Source organism: Capilliphycus salinus ALCB114379 (genome assembly GCF_047276495.1).
Classification (GTDB): Bacteria; Cyanobacteriota; Cyanobacteriia; order Cyanobacteriales; family Microcoleaceae; genus Capilliphycus; species Capilliphycus salinus.
The window spans coordinates 5,884,784-5,901,755 of sequence record NZ_CP178543.1 but is presented as its reverse complement, the minus strand read 5'-3'; the positions used below and the strand labels follow the sequence as shown (position 1 = coordinate 5,901,755).

General features: G+C 42.6%; 12 protein-coding genes. 4 read left to right on the top strand and 8 right to left on the bottom strand.

Translation table 11 applies throughout. The features are described 5' to 3' along the window. Positions 1-5: 5 nt before the first annotated feature. Positions 6-245, bottom strand: a complete 240-nt coding sequence (locus tag ACL6C3_RS23915) for a hypothetical protein (protein WP_413161737.1) — start codon at positions 243-245, stop codon at positions 6-8. A 154-nt stretch (positions 246-399) separates the two neighbouring features. On the opposite strand from ACL6C3_RS23915, the gene ACL6C3_RS23910 reads away from it, so the two are divergent. Continuing rightward, complete coding sequence (locus tag ACL6C3_RS23910; protein ID WP_413161735.1) at positions 400-1,044, top strand: Uma2 family endonuclease; 645 nt, start codon at positions 400-402, stop codon at positions 1,042-1,044. An 11-nt stretch (positions 1,045-1,055) separates the two neighbouring features. On the opposite strand, the gene ACL6C3_RS23905 is transcribed toward ACL6C3_RS23910, so the two are convergent. Both ACL6C3_RS23905 and ACL6C3_RS23900 read right to left on the bottom strand, forming a co-directional pair. After that, positions 1,056-2,060: a hypothetical protein gene (locus ACL6C3_RS23905; RefSeq protein WP_413161733.1), complete on the bottom strand. Its 1,005-nt coding sequence runs from the start codon at positions 2,058-2,060 to the stop codon at positions 1,056-1,058. Positions 2,061-2,358: 298 nt separating this feature from the next. Continuing rightward, complete coding sequence (locus ACL6C3_RS23900; protein ID WP_413161731.1) at positions 2,359-3,639, bottom strand: serine hydrolase domain-containing protein; 1,281 nt, start codon at positions 3,637-3,639, stop codon at positions 2,359-2,361. A 357-nt stretch (positions 3,640-3,996) separates the two neighbouring features. Between ACL6C3_RS23900 and pbpC the strand changes: the two genes are divergently transcribed. The 3 genes from pbpC to ACL6C3_RS23885 all read left to right on the top strand — a co-directional run bounded on the left by pbpC (position 3,997) and on the right by ACL6C3_RS23885 (position 7,819). Then, complete coding sequence (gene pbpC, locus ACL6C3_RS23895; RefSeq protein WP_413161729.1) at positions 3,997-6,321, top strand: penicillin-binding protein 1C; 2,325 nt, start codon at positions 3,997-3,999, stop codon at positions 6,319-6,321. A gap of 148 nt (positions 6,322-6,469) precedes the next feature. Then, entirely contained in the window at positions 6,470-6,841 is a 372-nt protein-coding gene (locus tag ACL6C3_RS23890; protein ID WP_413161728.1) for a DUF4189 domain-containing protein, read from the top strand. A gap of 168 nt (positions 6,842-7,009) precedes the next feature. Beyond that, positions 7,010-7,819: an endonuclease I family protein gene (locus ACL6C3_RS23885; RefSeq protein ID WP_413161726.1), complete on the top strand. Its 810-nt coding sequence runs from the start codon at positions 7,010-7,012 to the stop codon at positions 7,817-7,819. Positions 7,820-8,496: 677 nt separating this feature from the next. Here the strand turns inward: ACL6C3_RS23885 and ACL6C3_RS23880 are convergent. The 5 genes from ACL6C3_RS23880 to hpsA all read right to left on the bottom strand — a co-directional run bounded on the left by ACL6C3_RS23880 (position 8,497) and on the right by hpsA (position 16,927). Further along, positions 8,497-9,171, bottom strand: coding sequence for a Tfp pilus assembly protein FimT/FimU (locus ACL6C3_RS23880; RefSeq protein ID WP_413161725.1), 675 nt, complete (start codon positions 9,169-9,171; stop codon positions 8,497-8,499). A gap of 269 nt (positions 9,172-9,440) precedes the next feature. Continuing rightward, positions 9,441-10,070, bottom strand: a complete 630-nt coding sequence (locus tag ACL6C3_RS23875; protein ID WP_413161722.1) for a Tfp pilus assembly protein FimT/FimU — start codon at positions 10,068-10,070, stop codon at positions 9,441-9,443. A 41-nt stretch (positions 10,071-10,111) separates the two neighbouring features. After that, positions 10,112-11,164: a hormogonium polysaccharide secretion pseudopilin HpsC gene (gene hpsC, locus ACL6C3_RS23870; RefSeq protein WP_413161720.1), complete on the bottom strand. Its 1,053-nt coding sequence runs from the start codon at positions 11,162-11,164 to the stop codon at positions 10,112-10,114. A 48-nt stretch (positions 11,165-11,212) separates the two neighbouring features. After that, positions 11,213-11,872, bottom strand: coding sequence for a hormogonium polysaccharide secretion pseudopilin HpsB (gene hpsB / locus ACL6C3_RS23865; protein ID WP_413161718.1), 660 nt, complete (start codon positions 11,870-11,872; stop codon positions 11,213-11,215). A 39-nt stretch (positions 11,873-11,911) separates the two neighbouring features. After that, positions 11,912-16,927 carry a hormogonium polysaccharide biosynthesis protein HpsA gene (hpsA, locus tag ACL6C3_RS23860; RefSeq protein WP_413161717.1) on the bottom strand — a complete coding sequence of 1,672 codons (5,016 nt, stop codon included), beginning with the start codon at positions 16,925-16,927 and terminating at the stop codon, positions 11,912-11,914. Positions 16,928-16,972: the final 45 nt, after the last annotated feature.

Sequence of the window (16,972 nt, the reverse complement as noted above, 5' to 3'; positions counted from 1 at the left end):
GATTTCTACCAAATGCTTTCTTGTTCAATATCTTCTTGAGTCAAATAGGAAAACTCAATTCCTAACAAATCTAAAGTTTGTAACAAGCCCTCCTCATCAAGATTCATCATTTCTGCGGCTTTCCTCAAGCTAATAATCTTCGCTGTTAAAGCTCCCAAAACAAACAAAAATATTTCCTTTTGTTCGGGTTCACTGAAAATCGGTAAAGAGGTTGCGATTTCTTGTAAACTGCTTGTCGAATTCATGGGGATAATCTCCTAATAAAATTCGTCTTGCTTTTGAATCTTTAGCTTGGTTTATATTATATCAATAAATTGCTCAGTGGGTTGTTTTAATATTAGGTGATTATTTTAGGGGTTTGAGTTAAAATAAAATAGGATGATTAAATAGGTTTTAAAAATGACGGTAACAACTCCTATTGTTAAACCCATCAGTCAAATGCACTTTTCCCCGGGAAGTGTGGTAACAATTCCTAACGTGAATTGGCAGGAATTTGAAGCGATTTTACAAGAATTGGGAGAAAAGCGATCTTCGAGAATTGTTTATAGTCACAACACTTTAGAAATTATGGTTCCTTTACCCGAACACGAAAAACCTACAGAAATTATTTCTGATATTATCAAAATGCTGTTAAAATCCTTCGGTAAACGATACGAATCTTTTCGTTCAACGACGTTTAAAAAAGAAAGAATAGCCGGAGTTGAACCCGACGCCAGTTTTTACATCCAAAACTATCAACAAATGATTAACCGTCGGCGACTCGAACCAAACGATCCGCCCCCAGATTTAGCAATAGAAGTTGATGTCGCTTCCCAAACAACTTTGGCGGCTTACGAAGCCCTAGAAGTTCCCGAACTGTGGATATTTAATCGGGAAAAGTTAAGCATTTATCTGTTTGAAAACGGCAAATATATTTTATCGGAAACCAGCCCCAACTTTCCAAATATTGCCATTTCTGAAATTGTTTCTACTGCGGTGGAACGGTCTTGGCAAGTTGGCAGTTTTCAGGCGTTAGAAGAAGTCGAAGCGATAATTTCTCGATAATTTTGATAACATTAGACTTGAACTAAAGCAAATTTATCCACCTTAACCAAGCTAGAAAGTTCGCCGATTTCCAGATTTTTTTTAACGATATCGTTGAAGTTTTCCGATGCAAGAATATCGGCGGGAACCGATAACGTTAAGGCAATTTTTAACTCAAACTCAACAATCTTAGAAATACTCGGGGATTTGTATTGTTTCCCCAAATAATTTCTAGCTGAGGGTTGAACGGCGATTTCTTTAATACTCCAAATCATTAACTGAATTTCGGAATGTTTCATTTGAATACAAAGGTATTTCGCCAACTCCCGTTTTATACTATTCGGTGCAATATCCAGATGAGGATGCCAGTCATACCAACCCGTTACTGTTATTTGAATATTGATTTTTTCAATTTGGGGTAACGGTTTAACCTGCGCTTTCAGTTGTTGTAATTCTTCTTCGATTTCTAACTCTCTAAATTTCCGTTCCCAAGCCAAATCGGGATTAATTAACTCCGCAACTTCCAGCAAGGCTTCCGTATAAAAAAACGAATCCAAATAAGCATCGTTTATCCGTTCTTCCATGCGGGAAAAAGCTTGCATCGCCGTTTCTGCTGGCATCATTTTATCAACTTTTTCAACCATTTTAAAAGCACCGTAAACCCCCAACCCGACAACGGCACCTGCAACCCCCATTGTTGCACCGCCAATACTCACCGCAGTTCCCGCAACTCCCAACCCCATTCCGCCAACAATACCGAACATTCCGGCGCCAATTATTGCACCTGTGGCGATGGGAAAAATGACATCGGAATCGGTATTTTTGAGCGCTTCTGTTGCACCGTAAACCGCAAAACCCACCACCGAACCGGCAACCGCAACGGGAAACGCACCAACCGCAACGCCCCCAAATGATCCGACTAAACCCATGTTACCAATTGTCGCGGATAAACCGACTCCCGCTAGGGTTCCGGTGGCGGGATACATGATGTCTAAATTGGTGTTTTGAGCGTAATTTTGTTGAAAGGAGTAGTTCATCTTTTTGGGTTTTTTGTTAATTAAAATTGAGGTTAATCAGCTTGTTGTTGCGCTTTAGCGCTAGATTCGGTGCGCTAAAGCGCAACAACGAACTTGCTATTTTAGCGCCAGATTCGGTGCGCTGAAGCGCAACAACGAACTTGCTATTTTATCTATCTAAATCTAAAACAGAAACCCCCTAAAAAGCATCCGTAGGACTACGGAACTTTGAAAAACAATTTGAGGATTGTCTAAATGTTCAAGACCGTAATCCTACTGAATGAATCAAAAAAAATTAGTTTTATCCTCCAACTTTCTTTTATTTATCCATCTCAATCAGATAATCCGCCACAGCCTGATAAGCGGGTAAAGTTGTGGGATCGTTCGCCGCATTACCCGCAACGGGATTGGAGGCAAAACGGGCAATTACCATGTCAGCTTCGGGGTCAATATATAGCGATTGACCGTGAACGCCCCTAGCCATAAAAGCCCCGTTTTTATTATTAGTAATCCACCACATACTTCGATAACTCCAACCCTTTAGCGAGGTGTATCCGCTCTTAGCAAAAGCCTGCAAATCTCCACCTTTGCGAATAGTGCTAATCGCCGCTTCCGGAACAACCCTTTGGCTGTTAAAAGTGCCGCCATTTAGAATCATTTGTCCGAACCGGGCGAGGTCGTGCAAACCAACATTTAAACCCCCGCCGGCGAACGGTGTGCCGATGGAATCTACCGTAAAGAAAGCGTCCATTTCCGCACCGATTTTACTCCAAATTTTTTCCGATAAAACCTCGGTGAGCGGTTCTCCCGTCACCCGACTAATTAACCACCCGAGAACGTCGGTGTTGATGGTTTTATACCCAAAAGCTTCGCCGTGTTCTCCCTTTTTTTGAACGGTTTCTAGGTATTCAAAATAAGTTCTCGGTCCGGTGTAATCTTTCGGCTTGGGTAGGGGATTTCCGGCCGCCGCGTGTTGCCAAACTTCGGCGTTGGGATCGGCATAATCTTCGCTGTAATCTAACCCCGTTGTCATGTCGAGAACTTGGCGAACGGTTGCATCCCCAAAGGCGCTTTTTCCGAGTTCGGGAATGTAATCTTTAATGAGTTTATTTTCGTCCAATTTGTTCTCAACTACGAGCATTTCCCCCAACAATCCCACGAAAGATTTAGTTAGAGACATCGCCGCGTGGCGGTTCGTCGGGGTGAGACAGCCGGAATAGTTTTCATAGACTATTTTACCGCGATGAAGAACAATAATTCCGTCGGTAAAATTGGCATTAAATGACTGTTTCCAAGTCATCGGTTCGGTTTCGCCCCAGGGAATAAACGTGACTTCATCGATACCGGATAACTCGTTTTTTTCAAAGGGAACCGCAGCGAATAGTTGGCGACTTACTGACTTGGTGGGCATCAACTGTTCAAAATGGCAAACAGTCCAGCGCATTTGCGGAAATTGAAAGTAAGTTCCGTTATCAAAACGAATTATTTTATCGGGTGCGGGCGGAGATCCTTTCATCCAACCCAACAAGTTTGGATTTGAATTTTCAGCCGTCCAGGTGATATTATTTGAATCTTGAGGGGTGTTTTGTGCCGTTATCATTGTTGACAGGTTCAACGCGATCGCGAGACAACAGGCGCTTAAGAAAAGAGCGAACAGAATCGTTTTGAATTTCATATCGAGAGTAGGTGCTTGAGGGTAATGTACTTTTTTAGGCGTAATTATACAAATACCATGAAAGCAGGATCTCTATCAATTGCATTCCAATTTTTCCACAGTTTCCTATTAGAGTTGTTTCCCCTAGCCCCAAAACAAACATCTGAATTTTGCCGAAATAAGTGAGTTTGTCGCAACTGCCAACTCGTCGCACCCAACCTCGAAACTTTCCCCGCCATCAACCTTTTTCCGGATTAACAGGCGATCGCACTGTCGAAACTAAATAGATAAAGGGGTCAAAAGATGAAAAATATTCTCCGGTTTCGCAATAAAAAAATCACCGCAATTTTAGCAGTTATTCTCACGGGGGTAACGTTGCGATCGCTTCCCTATCTCGCCCCCATTCGCGCCGAAGACATCACTCAAGATAGCCTTGCGGTGGAATTTAGCGATCGCTACGGACAACCCCTCGGAACCTTACTCAGCCGCGATCAAAATCATACCGCAGTTGTGCCGTTAGATGACGTTTCGCCCCATTTTATTCAAGCGATTATTGCAGCAGAAGATAAACGATATTATCAACGGGGTGCGGTGGATAGTCAAGCAATTGTACGGGCAATTTTAGAAGCAATACAAGCCCGACAAATTGTTAGCGGCGCGTCTACGATTACCATGCAACTCGCCCGAATGGTTGAACCTTCGCCGACAACATTAATTAATAAAAGTCGGGAAATTTGGTTATCTTGGCGGATATTCGCCGGCATGAATAAAACTGAAATTCTACAAGCCTATATAAACCGTTTACCAATGGGCGGAAATCTTTATGGCGTTGAAGCGGCTTCTCGCACTTATTTTAACATTCCCGCCACAGATTTAAGCCTCTCTCAAGCCAGTTTACTCGCCGCTTTACCCAACGATCCAACTGACTTAAACCCCTACTACAATTTACAAGCTTTAAAACAGCGTCAGCGCTATGTATTAGATCGGATGATTGAAGACGGTTATATTACCGCGAAACAAGCCGAACACGCCTATCGAGAACAGGTAGAATTCCAACTTCCCCAACTCGGGGTTATGGCTTCCCCTCACTTTTTATTTTGGGTGTCGGAACAGCTATCTAATACTTCTGAAAATTCTACCCCAAAACCCCACATTAAAACCACACTGGATTTAAAATTACAGCAGTTTGTAGAAGCCCAAGTTCGGCAAGTTGTCACCGCATTATCCGATAAAAATGTTAACCACGCTGCGGCGATTGTTATCGATAATCAAACCGGAGAAGTCTTGGCTTATGTCGGTTCTCCCAACTATTTTAATACGCTAAATTTGGGGAGTAATGACGGCGTTCAAGCCCTGCGACAACCCGGTTCAACCTTGAAACCTTTTCTCTATCAAATCGCTTTAGAACAAAATATAATTCAACCCAATACAATCCTCGCAGATGTTCCCACCTATTACGCCATTCCCGGCGCCAAACTCTACACCCCAACCGACTACAGCGAAACGTTTTTAGGCCCCGTGAGGGTGCGGTTGGCGTTGGCAAATTCGTTAAATATTCCGGCGGTTCGAGTGTTGGAAAAAGTCACCGTTCCCGTGTTTTTATCCCGTTTAAAAGCATTGGGATTTGAACATTTAAACCAATCCCCCGAACATTACGGCTTGGGATTAAGTTTGGGAAGCGGAGAAGTAACGTTATGGGAACTCGCCCAAGCTTATTTAATCTTGGCAAAACAAGGAGAATTTAAACGGTTAGTTACAACTTTAACAGAGATTGATTATAAAAATAATTATCCTGAAAATAATCATCCCGAAAATCATCAACAAATCCATACAGCCGAAACCTGGCAAATTATCACCGATATGTTGAAAGATTCCCACGCGAGGGCGGCTGCTTTTGGGGTTGATTCTGTGTTAAATTTACCCTTTCCCGTTGCGGTGAAAACAGGAACTTCTTCCGATCATCGTGATACTTGGACAGTTGGATTTACAACTGATTATACCGTCGCTACTTGGGTGGGAAATTTTGACGGAAAACCGATGGAAAATATATCGGGGGTTGCGGGTGCGGCGCCGCTGTGGAGTCGAATTATCATGCACCTGCATTCCCAACAGGAACCCCTCGATTTTACCGAACCTTCTGAGTTTGTAAAATTGCCCATTTGTGCGGCGACGGGAAAGAAACCAACGTCGGATTGTCGGTCGGGAATTGTGTTAGAATATTTTCATCAAGATGAGGTGGCAAATTATGAAAATTCGGCAGAAGATTTAAAACTATCCTCCGAATATAACGAATGGTTAGCCCGACAGCAACGCTTTGATTTAACCGCCAATCAACTGAGGATTTTATCGCCCCAACCCGATGATTATTTTTTAATCAATCCCGAAGAATCTCCCCAACTGCAATTTAAAATTAGCGGGAACAGTCAAGAAGCTGTAGAATGGTGGTTGAACGGCGAGAAATTAGCGACGAAAGCGGATAATTCTTTATTTTGGCAAATGCAACCGGGAAAATATACGCTTACCATTAAACAGGGCGATCGCACAGAAAGCGTTCAGTTTCAAGTTCAACTCGCCTCACCCAAACCCTATCGTCGGGGATTTTCTGCGGTTCAGTCTGACAACCCGTGAAGTCGGTTCAACAGTAGGGTGCGTCAAATTCCACGCATTTTTTTCAGCCATCACAGCAGCAACATTTTGACGCACCAACCCTATCCAAATTGAACCAAATGTTGCATAATAATGTAATTCAGAAAAGATGTAACCCAACTCAAGAAAAATGAAACGTTTAGGAATTGTGACTGCATTGTTTGTGGGAACTAAAATATTAATCAGTAATACGGTTTTCGCGCAACTTCCAGATAATTATGGGGCGATCGCAATTACTCCAGATGGGAAAGTTTGGGGGTATTCTTTTGATTATCCTTCGCGAGAACAAGCGGAAAAACGGGCTTTAGAAGAATGTGGCACCTCAACTTGTCAGGTACAAGTTTGGTTTAAAAATGCCTGCGGTGCGGTGGCGAAAAATACCGAAGGAAAACTCGGTTGGGCGTGGGCGGATACCGAACAACAAGCCCAAGCCCAAGCCGTCGCCGCCTGTGGAACCGGAAATTGTCGTATAGAAACCTGGGTTTGTACAACTCGTTATTAATTTGTTTTTTTAAGAGAACATCTTTAGAATTTAACAGTCATTAATATTATCTTAACTTTTTGTTGGGTTTTCTTAACCCAACCTACTGTTTTTTTGTACTGTTTTTTTGTACGGATTTTGTGATTCTATGGGAGTAAAGAAGTAAAGCAGTCCAATCAACTCTTTATTATGAACTTGCTGAACAAAATAATCATCGCATTCGGTTTAACGTGTTTATTACTCCTGAGTGGTATTTCTCCGAGTTTTGCTGATAACTTAGGAACTGACAAAACTAATGTAATTTTACCCAACTTAGAAGGAACCGAACTCCTCAAAGCCGTCGCCCAAGAGTATACTCCCGAACAAACTTTAGGTTATCGACTGGGACGAGATATATTATACAGCAAAATTGACAATCACGATGGAATACTCAAGGGAATTTATACAGATTATGCCATCAAACTCGATCCCAACGCTTCCGAACCCCGACAGTTAGCCTATCAACAAGATATCAACGCCGAACATATTTATCCTCAAAGTAAAGGCGCGAATGGTTCGGCTAAAAGTGATTTGCACAGCCTTTTTCCCTCTCGGATTTATGTTAATAGCAGACGGGGAAATAATCCTTTTGCAGAAATTAACGATTCTCAAACAGAAGATTGGTTTCGACTCGATAAACAGCAAGAAACTATACCGACTGCATTGATTAACGAGTATAGCGAAACGACTAAAAGCGCATTTGAACCCCGAGAAATTAAAAAAGGCGATGTTGCACGGGCGATGTTTTATTTTTACACAATTTATCGATATAAAGCCGATGCAGCCGACGCCAAATTCTTTCCCCCTCAACAAAAAACATTGTGTCAGTGGAATTTAGAAGATCCCGTTGATAATGAAGAAATTACACGCTCTCATTTAGTCGCAGAATACCAAGGTAATGAGAATCCTTTTGTCATCGATTCTACCTTGGCATCTAGAACTTACTGTTCATCATTTTAGATGGGTTTGTGCGTCAAATAATAGATTTCATGGTAACAGGAAATCCGGGGGTAATTTGACGCACTAACCTGTTTTAATTTTTATTAGATGTTTATACTATGTGTGATTATTTCGACTTTTTTATGAAGTTGCATCTAATTAATCCCCCCTTAATCCCCTTAAAAAGGGAGGTCCTTAGATCCCCCCTTGCCCCCCTTAAAAAGGGGGGTTGGGGGAAGCCGCAGGCGGGGGGATGAAAAAAGTTCCATGATTAAAGAGAAACGGTATTAGCTTTTTCGGATAAAGAAAATAGCGGCACCAACAACAATAAATGTAATTGCCCATCCCACGGGAGGCCCCGGTAAGATATATTTAAGTAAAAGAGTCACGATACCCGAAGTAATCAGCGACCATCCTATTGTTGTTCTATATTTTAACATGACAAAAATCTTCTCATACAGTTAGTTCAGCATGGCGCAACACCACCATACTTTACGTCTTTAACATAATTGATTCAACCCAATCAATACCTCCCTCTCAAGGCTTAAATACAACTAAGTTCAACTCCAAGGCTTATTGTCGTAATATTCAACTCCCGGTTCTTGAGTAAAAAGACTTGTTTGAATTTAATTGTTTGAATTTAATTGTTTGAATTTAATTGTATAATTAGTTTGCGATCGCTGTTTTCTCGGGGAATTTCAGTAACAGTATCTATCATCTTTCGGTTTGGGGTTTTCTTGACCTATCCGAACAACTCCGATTAAAGTAGAAATAATCACACAACGTTTCTGCTTTTTTAAGTTTTTATGTTTGAGTCCCAGACGTCCTAATGCTTGTATAGAAGTTTTAGTACAGTCATTATTGGGATTATACACCGGACAACCTTTATAATTGAATAATGCCCGATAATAATTGGTTTCAGACGTTGTTACTTCATTGGTATCTGGGTTAATTTTACGCAGGGTTGTTTCGTTTTCTCCTCGATCAATTTCAACACCTTGAGGAAGGCTTTCCCAAGCTTTTTCTGATAACTCATCGGGGGGAATACTCGCCAGATGAACCGCCCATTCAACTCGGTTATCTTTCTCTCGAAAACTCGCTTGAACGGAGGTTTTCTGACGTTTGGCTTCGCTTTGAGCGCTTCGCATCGCCCAATAGACTCGGGTTGCACCTGTACGCAATTCTTGACGGCTGAAAAACCCTATCCAAGCCGGAACTGCTATTCCACTAAATATACCAATTATTCCAAGAATGAGGAGTATTTCAATAATGGTATATCCGGCGGTATATCTAACTTTTGAACTTGAGGAATTAGAGGTAAAATAGTTATGAGAAATCTGGCGATCGCATTTTGATCGCGTGTTGAGTTTCATGCAGTTGCCGCCCTAATTAGATGTAAAATTTATTAATCTAATCTTACATCAACTCTTAATTTGACGGGCATTTTATTTAATTATCATCCCTTTCAAAGCTTATCATTCCCGCTAATATTGTCACAACTTTTACACATTTTCTCAACCGTTTCTCGGGAGTAGGGACTGTTTTTAAGCCGAAAAAATAGCAATGATTGTGATGATTTCAATGAGCTTTATTTCAAATAAAATTAAAATGACTTTTTTTAATCTTTAATCCGTTCTGAATTTTACGGACATCCGGTTATATCATCATCCCCTTCTGCTGTGACCATTGTTCCCAATAACGTCACAACTTTTACACATTGTTTGAAGCCGCCATCAGGAGTAGAAACTGTTACAGTGAAACCATCTGTATTTTGCTGAGGATCAGGTATTTTTTCAGGTTCTATCACTGCTCCACGATAATCAAAGATAATCGCATTTTGAAGACTCTCGGAATCTCCTGTGTTAGCTTGGGTTGTTATTTGAATTTTTCCGGGTTGTATCTGACCGTCCATATTAATAACAGTTTCACTGATTAAATCCTCATCTTCATCAAAAGTTCCATCTTCCTCCGCCACATACAGTTTATAAACCGGCATATTATTTTCATTAACAAACTGAATTGCTCGATTAGCTTTATTTCGTTTGGCTTCGGCTTGGGCGCTTTGCAACGCCTGTAACACTTGACTATTAACCGACTTCACTCGCTGACGGGTAACTAACGCATCCCAAGCCGGTGCTGCAATAGCGGCGAAAACCCCAATTATGACAACGATAACCGCCAGTTCAATTAATGAAAAACCCGACTCTGAAGGCGAGTTGAATGTTGAACGGGAAGCCGATTTTTTTAAGGTTTTATATAGTTGTTTTTTCATGGCTTTTTAATGGGGTTAATTTTCAACAATTCAACTCGGTTTTAGTTCCCTGTTTTAATCGCTGAACTTTGTCCTTGAACTTTCACCGTTGCTGTCGGGAAGAATGAGGTTTTGTTTGCATTGTATTCTGCATTGGCATCCTTACGACGCAGAGCATTTCCTCTGAGCAGAATCTGAGCTATATTTCGCTCAGAATCAACGCAAGCTACAAAACTATTAGTATCTGTTTTTATTTTCAAAACATCATCTTCTTTTGTTACGTTGGGATCTGCCACACTGGTAACTTCACCACCGAAAGCATTGACACAGTATTCATCATTATCATCACCGGGTAAGTCAACTTGACTGCGATCAATATAATTAACTAAAACTTGAGGAAGGTTCCTCATCTCATAATCTTCGTCAGCTTTCGTCCATTCTAGGGGGCTTCCTTCTAGAGCGTTAAAACCTTGAGTTTTCTTTTGTTCAGATTTTCGATCCTCATGTAATTCGTTTTCTTCGTAGTATTCACCATCTGAATTTTTTAAACCATCCTGAATTTCAACACGAACAATTCGAGCCGGACATTTATCAGAATTGCTATCAGGATTACACCAAACTCCTTCTGTATCGTTGCTAGTCGGTTCTACTAAATAGTAAGCAACTAAAGCATCCAGATAGGTATCATTACAATCAAGCACTTCATCTATATCACACTGACTTGGAGTTTCTACGTTTTTCGCTCGAATTGGAACAGCATCTTTAACTAACTTTCGTTTCCAAAAGACTAAAATCGGAGTACCATCATCAACAGCAGGAAGTTGATCTGCGATCGCCGTCAAACCCTCTCTATCATAAATATATCGAGCTTGATTCAAATCTTCTGCCATATAATCAACGGCACTATTCACTTCTTGGTCGGTGATCGCTTTGAGTCCTTCTCGGGTATCATCTTCGAGAATACTAACCACAAAACCCATCAGGGGAGTGATGATCAAGAACGCTAAAATCGCTCCGACCATCAACTCAATCATCGTGAAACCGCTAACGGATTGATTCGGCTTTTTTCGGGTTTTATTTTGAATTTTCAGGAGCGATCGCAATAAATTATTCATGGTATTTTACCCCGAGAGTTAAAGCGTTGCATTCAAGTTTTATTAACATTAACAATCCCCAATTTTGTTGCAGATTTTGGTGTTTAGGTCTTCATATTTGTTTTGTCCAGTAGAAGCAATTGAGGTTGAAAACTGAACCATCGGAGCATTGCGATCGCCAATTGCGTTTGTGATCGCTTTGTTTTGACCCTCTGTTTCTAAGGCTTCGTCACTGGAAAAAGCATCAGCCCGATAAACTCGAACTAGGAGATTGTAACCTGCCTTTGCGTCAGTGCTATTCAACTGTACCGGCTGAACAACCATATCGGATAAACTATCTGACTGACAGCCGGCTTCTTCATCGAAGTTGATACAATATAGGGTGTTTGTATCATCTACATAACCCTCTACATCTTCGACTAAATCACCTGGATCTGGGGCTTGATCTGGGTCTGTATTACTAGGAGCATTTTTTTCTGCGTATGTTTGGTTCTTAGTGCCAGGAACTACATCATTTGTGGAATTGGCTCTGAGAAAATCAACATAAGCTTTTCCGGCTTGAGCCGCCAACTCTAACCGTTTGGCTTGGGCGCGAGTTCCAACCGATAGAGCAATCATCGGGGCTACAGACACCATCAAAATAGAAACTACAATGATGGCGATCAAACTTTCGATCAAGCTGTAGCCAGATTCGCTCGATTTTCGAGGTTTGGGTTTGAGTAAAATCATGTTTTTTTCCTCCTTGTTTTCAGCTTGTTAGTCACCGTATTAGCCACCGTAATCGCTGCAATCTGTTCCGGTTAATTTAACTCTGTTACCATTACGAGCTAGAGCAGGGTTTCCGCCAGCTTTTGAACACAACAAAGCTTTTACCCAAGGATCATCTCGGCTGACTTCCCGGAAGTAGTCATCAATTTCGGGACTCGCTTGAGTGAACTTGCTGGCGTAACGGTCGGTGGGTTGGGAGAGCAAACCGACATCAAAACCCCAATTTCGGTTAGGCGGTACCAAGAAAGGAGTCCGTCCGTCTGTGGTGTTAATTCGGTAAACCCGCCCTCGATTACTGTCTGTGTTACCAAACATCGCCGGATGTCTCTGGCCTGCATCGCTGGTCATCGCTTGGTAGGGAGCGGTTGCGTATCTACTCCGTCCGGTTTGAACAAACGAACCAACGATGTTTAGACTTTCCCGTGATGATGATTTTTGTCCGCTGAAAAAGTTCTCTAGGGTGCGGGGTAAGTTGTTCAGACCTCCGTTAATTTCTCCGGGTCTGGGTGGGGTATCACCAGTACCGACAATTAGATTGAATGTTCCCCCTGCTCTAGATGATCCTTGCAACCAGTATGACTCTTCATCAACGTCTTTGGTTGATGGAAAGTTAGGGATGTCAGGTTTGGTATGATCGCTCTCGTTGCCCTGACCTGTCTGAATCTGTAACACCGGAACTAATAGGGGTTGCTGTGTATTTGGAGTAAAAGTAGTGCGGGCTGTATTTCTGTCCGTCGATGTCGGACCCGGCTTGTAATACCACAACGGATGATTAGACCCCCAGTCTTTGGTAGTATTTCCAGTTCCCTTTCGGGTTTGGAACCATAGAGCATTGTCTGTTTTGTCTGGAGTAGTATCAACAATATCTCCTCCAGCGATTCCTAATGGAGTTGGAGTTGTAGAATCTAAGTTATAACTGGCGTCTCGTTTAAAAGCAACCCGACGAGGAAAACGTTGATAATCTGGGGCTGGTGGTCTAGCTGTTGTACCAGAACCATCAATATCATCAATACCATCACCATCAGCAAGAGCCTGTGATGCAGTCTTGCGATTATTAGGATCAGGATCATCTTTATCTATCACAACCCAATCTCCCGGCTGACAAGCTGAAACAGGCAACTTGAGACAGATTTCCATTACATATTCTGAAAAGTTTCGCCGACGTTGAATCGGGGTAACAAAGTTGTTGAAGTAGGAACTATTAGCCGGATTTTCATCGTTAACCCGGTAATCTTCATCATTGTACAATTCGTTGGGTTCGTTACCTGTATTAAAAGTACCGTCTTCATTGGTATCAAAAGGTAAACCACTACTCAAACCATTAACAACATAATCGTTATAAGGATTGAAACCTGCTAACAGTCGAGCCATTTTAGCGGTGATTTGCGTTTCTGGGATTGGGTCTGTTTCGATTACACCATCTTCATCCAAGTCAAGACCCACAGCATTTTCGGTAACTGAATCAGTCAGAGTGTTATTTGTGGAATTAAAGTTATAACCCCCGCCAATCACCACATTACCTGCATTATTTCTGAGGTCAAAATCTCCTTCGTTGCGGAAACCGAATCGAAAGCCTTCTTTCAGGTTGCCATCATTTCGAGTCAGTAACGTTACCGCATCAGCAAGAACCGTTGCTTGTCGCCAGTCATCTGTATCGTTTGCGTCTTTACAGGCAGGTAATCTAGGATCTCCTTTGCGACAAGCAAACAGAGGATCAAGCTCTTTGCGATCGTAAAAGTCATCCCAGTTTGGTTGCTGGTCTTGAGGAAATAATTTATCATCAAATTCTTCGTGAGTATGAAGGTTAAAATTACCCCAGATGTACACCGGTACATTACTGGCTAAAATTAAACCCTTTTCATTGACCACTTCTTCTTGGGTGGGGTCTGTTTTGTCGTTTTGACCGTCGTCGTCTGCATCATTTCTAGCTAATCGTTCGCCATTGATCAGCATGATGCCGTTGGGACGACGAGTCGGATCGATTTTATAGTCTGCGGCACTTTGCTCAACCGTTTCATTCGTAAAATCCGGTAAGGCATCATCACGAGTTGCGTAAACAATACCACTCAAGGGCAGAAGATATTCAGTACCGTTAACTGTCGGCCCTTTGTCTTCGGGTAAATTTTGAGTGACTGTTGTATTTCTCAACGCATTGAGATCAAGCTGAGTCACCCGAACTTCTAGAGGATAGCGATTTTCTAAAGGTTGTCTGTATTTTTCTTCCAACTCTGGAGGAGGATCTGCTGCATCTGCAACAGTACCATCTGGGTTAACTCGCAAGCTAAAGGTTTCATCGGCCACTGTTCTTGTCAGATTCTGATCGAACGCTTTGGCTTGTCTGGCGTCTAACAGAGTCGCTTCGCGAATTGCACCATCAGGAATACTGGTGTAGAGTTGTGTTGTGCGTGTTAGAGGATCGCCAACATCATCGCTTGTAACTGGAGTTGCAGTACCGTTTAAAATATCCAACGAACATTGAGCAGAATAAACTGCTGCGTGTTCTTCGAGGGTGAGTTCGCTGCTGGTGTAACCTTTCTCCGATGCTCGATACAGGGCTTCATTCACTAACCGTCCATCTGGATAGATGAGTTTAGCTTGTTTATCGAGAGCGGTATCATCCCAGGAGGGTGGGGATTCGTAAAGCTTGTAAACTATCCCGTTGTTTGAGCGACCTGTATTTATAGCTATAGCTGAGGCATTCCAGGGTAAACCGCTTTCATTTTTTGCAGTGAAGCTGCTTGAGGGGTCGTAGTAGCTGCTGACACAGGCGTAGGGTACAAGAGCCTCCCTCCCTAAACTCGTCGGTTCACCGGCAATGTCTACCTTCAGATTGTCATTAATCCCTTCTTCTGCTGCTGATGCGTAGTGATAAACAATTGTTGTTCGCATCCGCAAGTCGCCTTTAGGGTTGGGGTCGTCTGCTGCTAGGGGATCAAGGGGAGGAATCCAATCTGGTGTATCTCTCCAAGTAGGAGTTTGGACTAAATTCAGAAAATCATCCTCGGGAGTCCAACCATCATCATCATACAAGCCACTATTGTCGTAAATTTTAGACCCCGGAATTGGATCACCATTTTGGTCATAGGGAGGCGACATCGGCATTGTATCCGGCCAGACAACGGTAAAAGGCTCGCCACCACTAGCAACAGGTTTGTAAACTCCATCCACTTCATCAACATTCATCGTTGCCGGAACCGGAGGAGGTAAGAAGGACTTCTGTCGGTTATAGACTCCCGCCCCAGTTACGATCAATACACCCCCTACCCCGTCTTCGGGTTTTTCAGGATCTCGAACCGCGTCTTTTTCCCAGTCGCCATCACGGGCGGTCTGTCCTGTATTGGGGATATCTGCCACCTGACTTTTCCGATAGCGTCCGTCCACATTTCCTGCCCATTTACCTCCCTCGATGGTCATTGGATCGTCGTTTCGGCTTTCTTGCCATTTTCCATTAAAGAAATATCGCCAGGGTAGGTTATTTCCAACTAAAATGCGATCGCCAATGTATTCTTCTTTTTGATTGTTGTCGTCAATAGGTTCTTTTGCAGGTAAATTATCTTTTTCTAAGCCCAAGGTTGTATTTGCACTCAGCCCCTGGTCGTTCACGGGTAGCATTGCCTCCAGGTTCGGCCCTTTCTCTCCGTTATAATCTTGTACTGTTGCAGTTGCAGTATCCGTCTTATCTATTGCTACTTCTTTAAAAGGAACTTTGCGCGTCATTTCCCTGTAGTCATCCGCTAACTTACTAGGATCAGCCGTCACCAAAGCCTGAATGCGTTTCTCATAAGCTAGAGAGTTGTACAACACATCCTGAGGGTCATTACTTACAGAGTCATTCTCTTTTGTTAGGTCTTTTTTCTGTGGTTCTTGTCCGGCTTCTAAACCGGGGTCGAAAAGATGAACCTCAATCGGTCTAGCATCACCACGGTTAATTGCACCGACGACCACATTTCCGGCCACTTGAATTTTGCTATTATCGGCTGTATAGAAACAGGAAGCCGGTGAACTGACTAAATAGAGCTTAACATCCCTGTCATTGCGAAGAGGCGTAACGATAAAGTTACTGTTGGTAATGATACGACCGTTTAAGTTAAATTCCGTACCCGGTGATAGATCCAGGTCATCTTCGTAAATTACGGCGTTATTAACAATTGGTTCTCGGCCGTAGTCTTGTTGTAATTCTAATGCAGAAAATCCAGGAGTCCCTTTAAAATTCTCGTAATTACCTGGTATATTGGGACGAGGATCATCTTCAGTTATTGGTACTGTTACCGTATAGATAAAAAAGCTTTTTTTCAGTAAACCACTGGTTTTTACCCAACCTTTCTCCCCAAGCAACGATGCAGAAGTCCCCTCAGCCGCAGCACAAACATCGGAGAGATTACCGGTATCTACAGGGGGTGTTCTCGCATCTAAAGGAACTCTCGCTCTTGTTTCCCCATCGGGTCCGATTGGAGGAGTGCGGAAGAAGATCCCGTAATAGGTTAAACTGTCATACTGACCATTGTTATCGGTATCAACCGGGAAACGCCAAGCGGTATTCATTTGATTACAGTCATCGACATTTGTTGAGTCACACTGCTTGTCATCAATATCGGGATCGGGGATTTCAAACTTAACTGTTAAACGTTCCTCATCGGGAAAATTGTATAAGCTATCATCACCCAAAGCTGTATACAACGATAACTCGCTAGGAATACCTCGACTCGATAGACCCACTTTTCGGCTTTCGTCTCCACCACCGAGCAAGTCTTCTAACTTCGCTCTGGCTCTATCCAACGCCGGCGTTGCCGCTTGCAATACCGCCTCATCTACCCGTCGATACTGAGCAACTTTCGCCCGATCAAACGATCGCAAAGTAATCGCGATGGTCAGCAACACCACCACCAACAACACCATTACTACCGTTGGCAACACAAACCCCGCCCGACCATAGCGATCGCGACGGTTCATCCTTATCCAAGTTCTCAACAGCGATCGCATCAGTCTTTGAATGGTTTTCCGGATTGACCGATACACATTCTGTAATAAAGATAATATTGACAAATTTGACTTCTTGTGCTT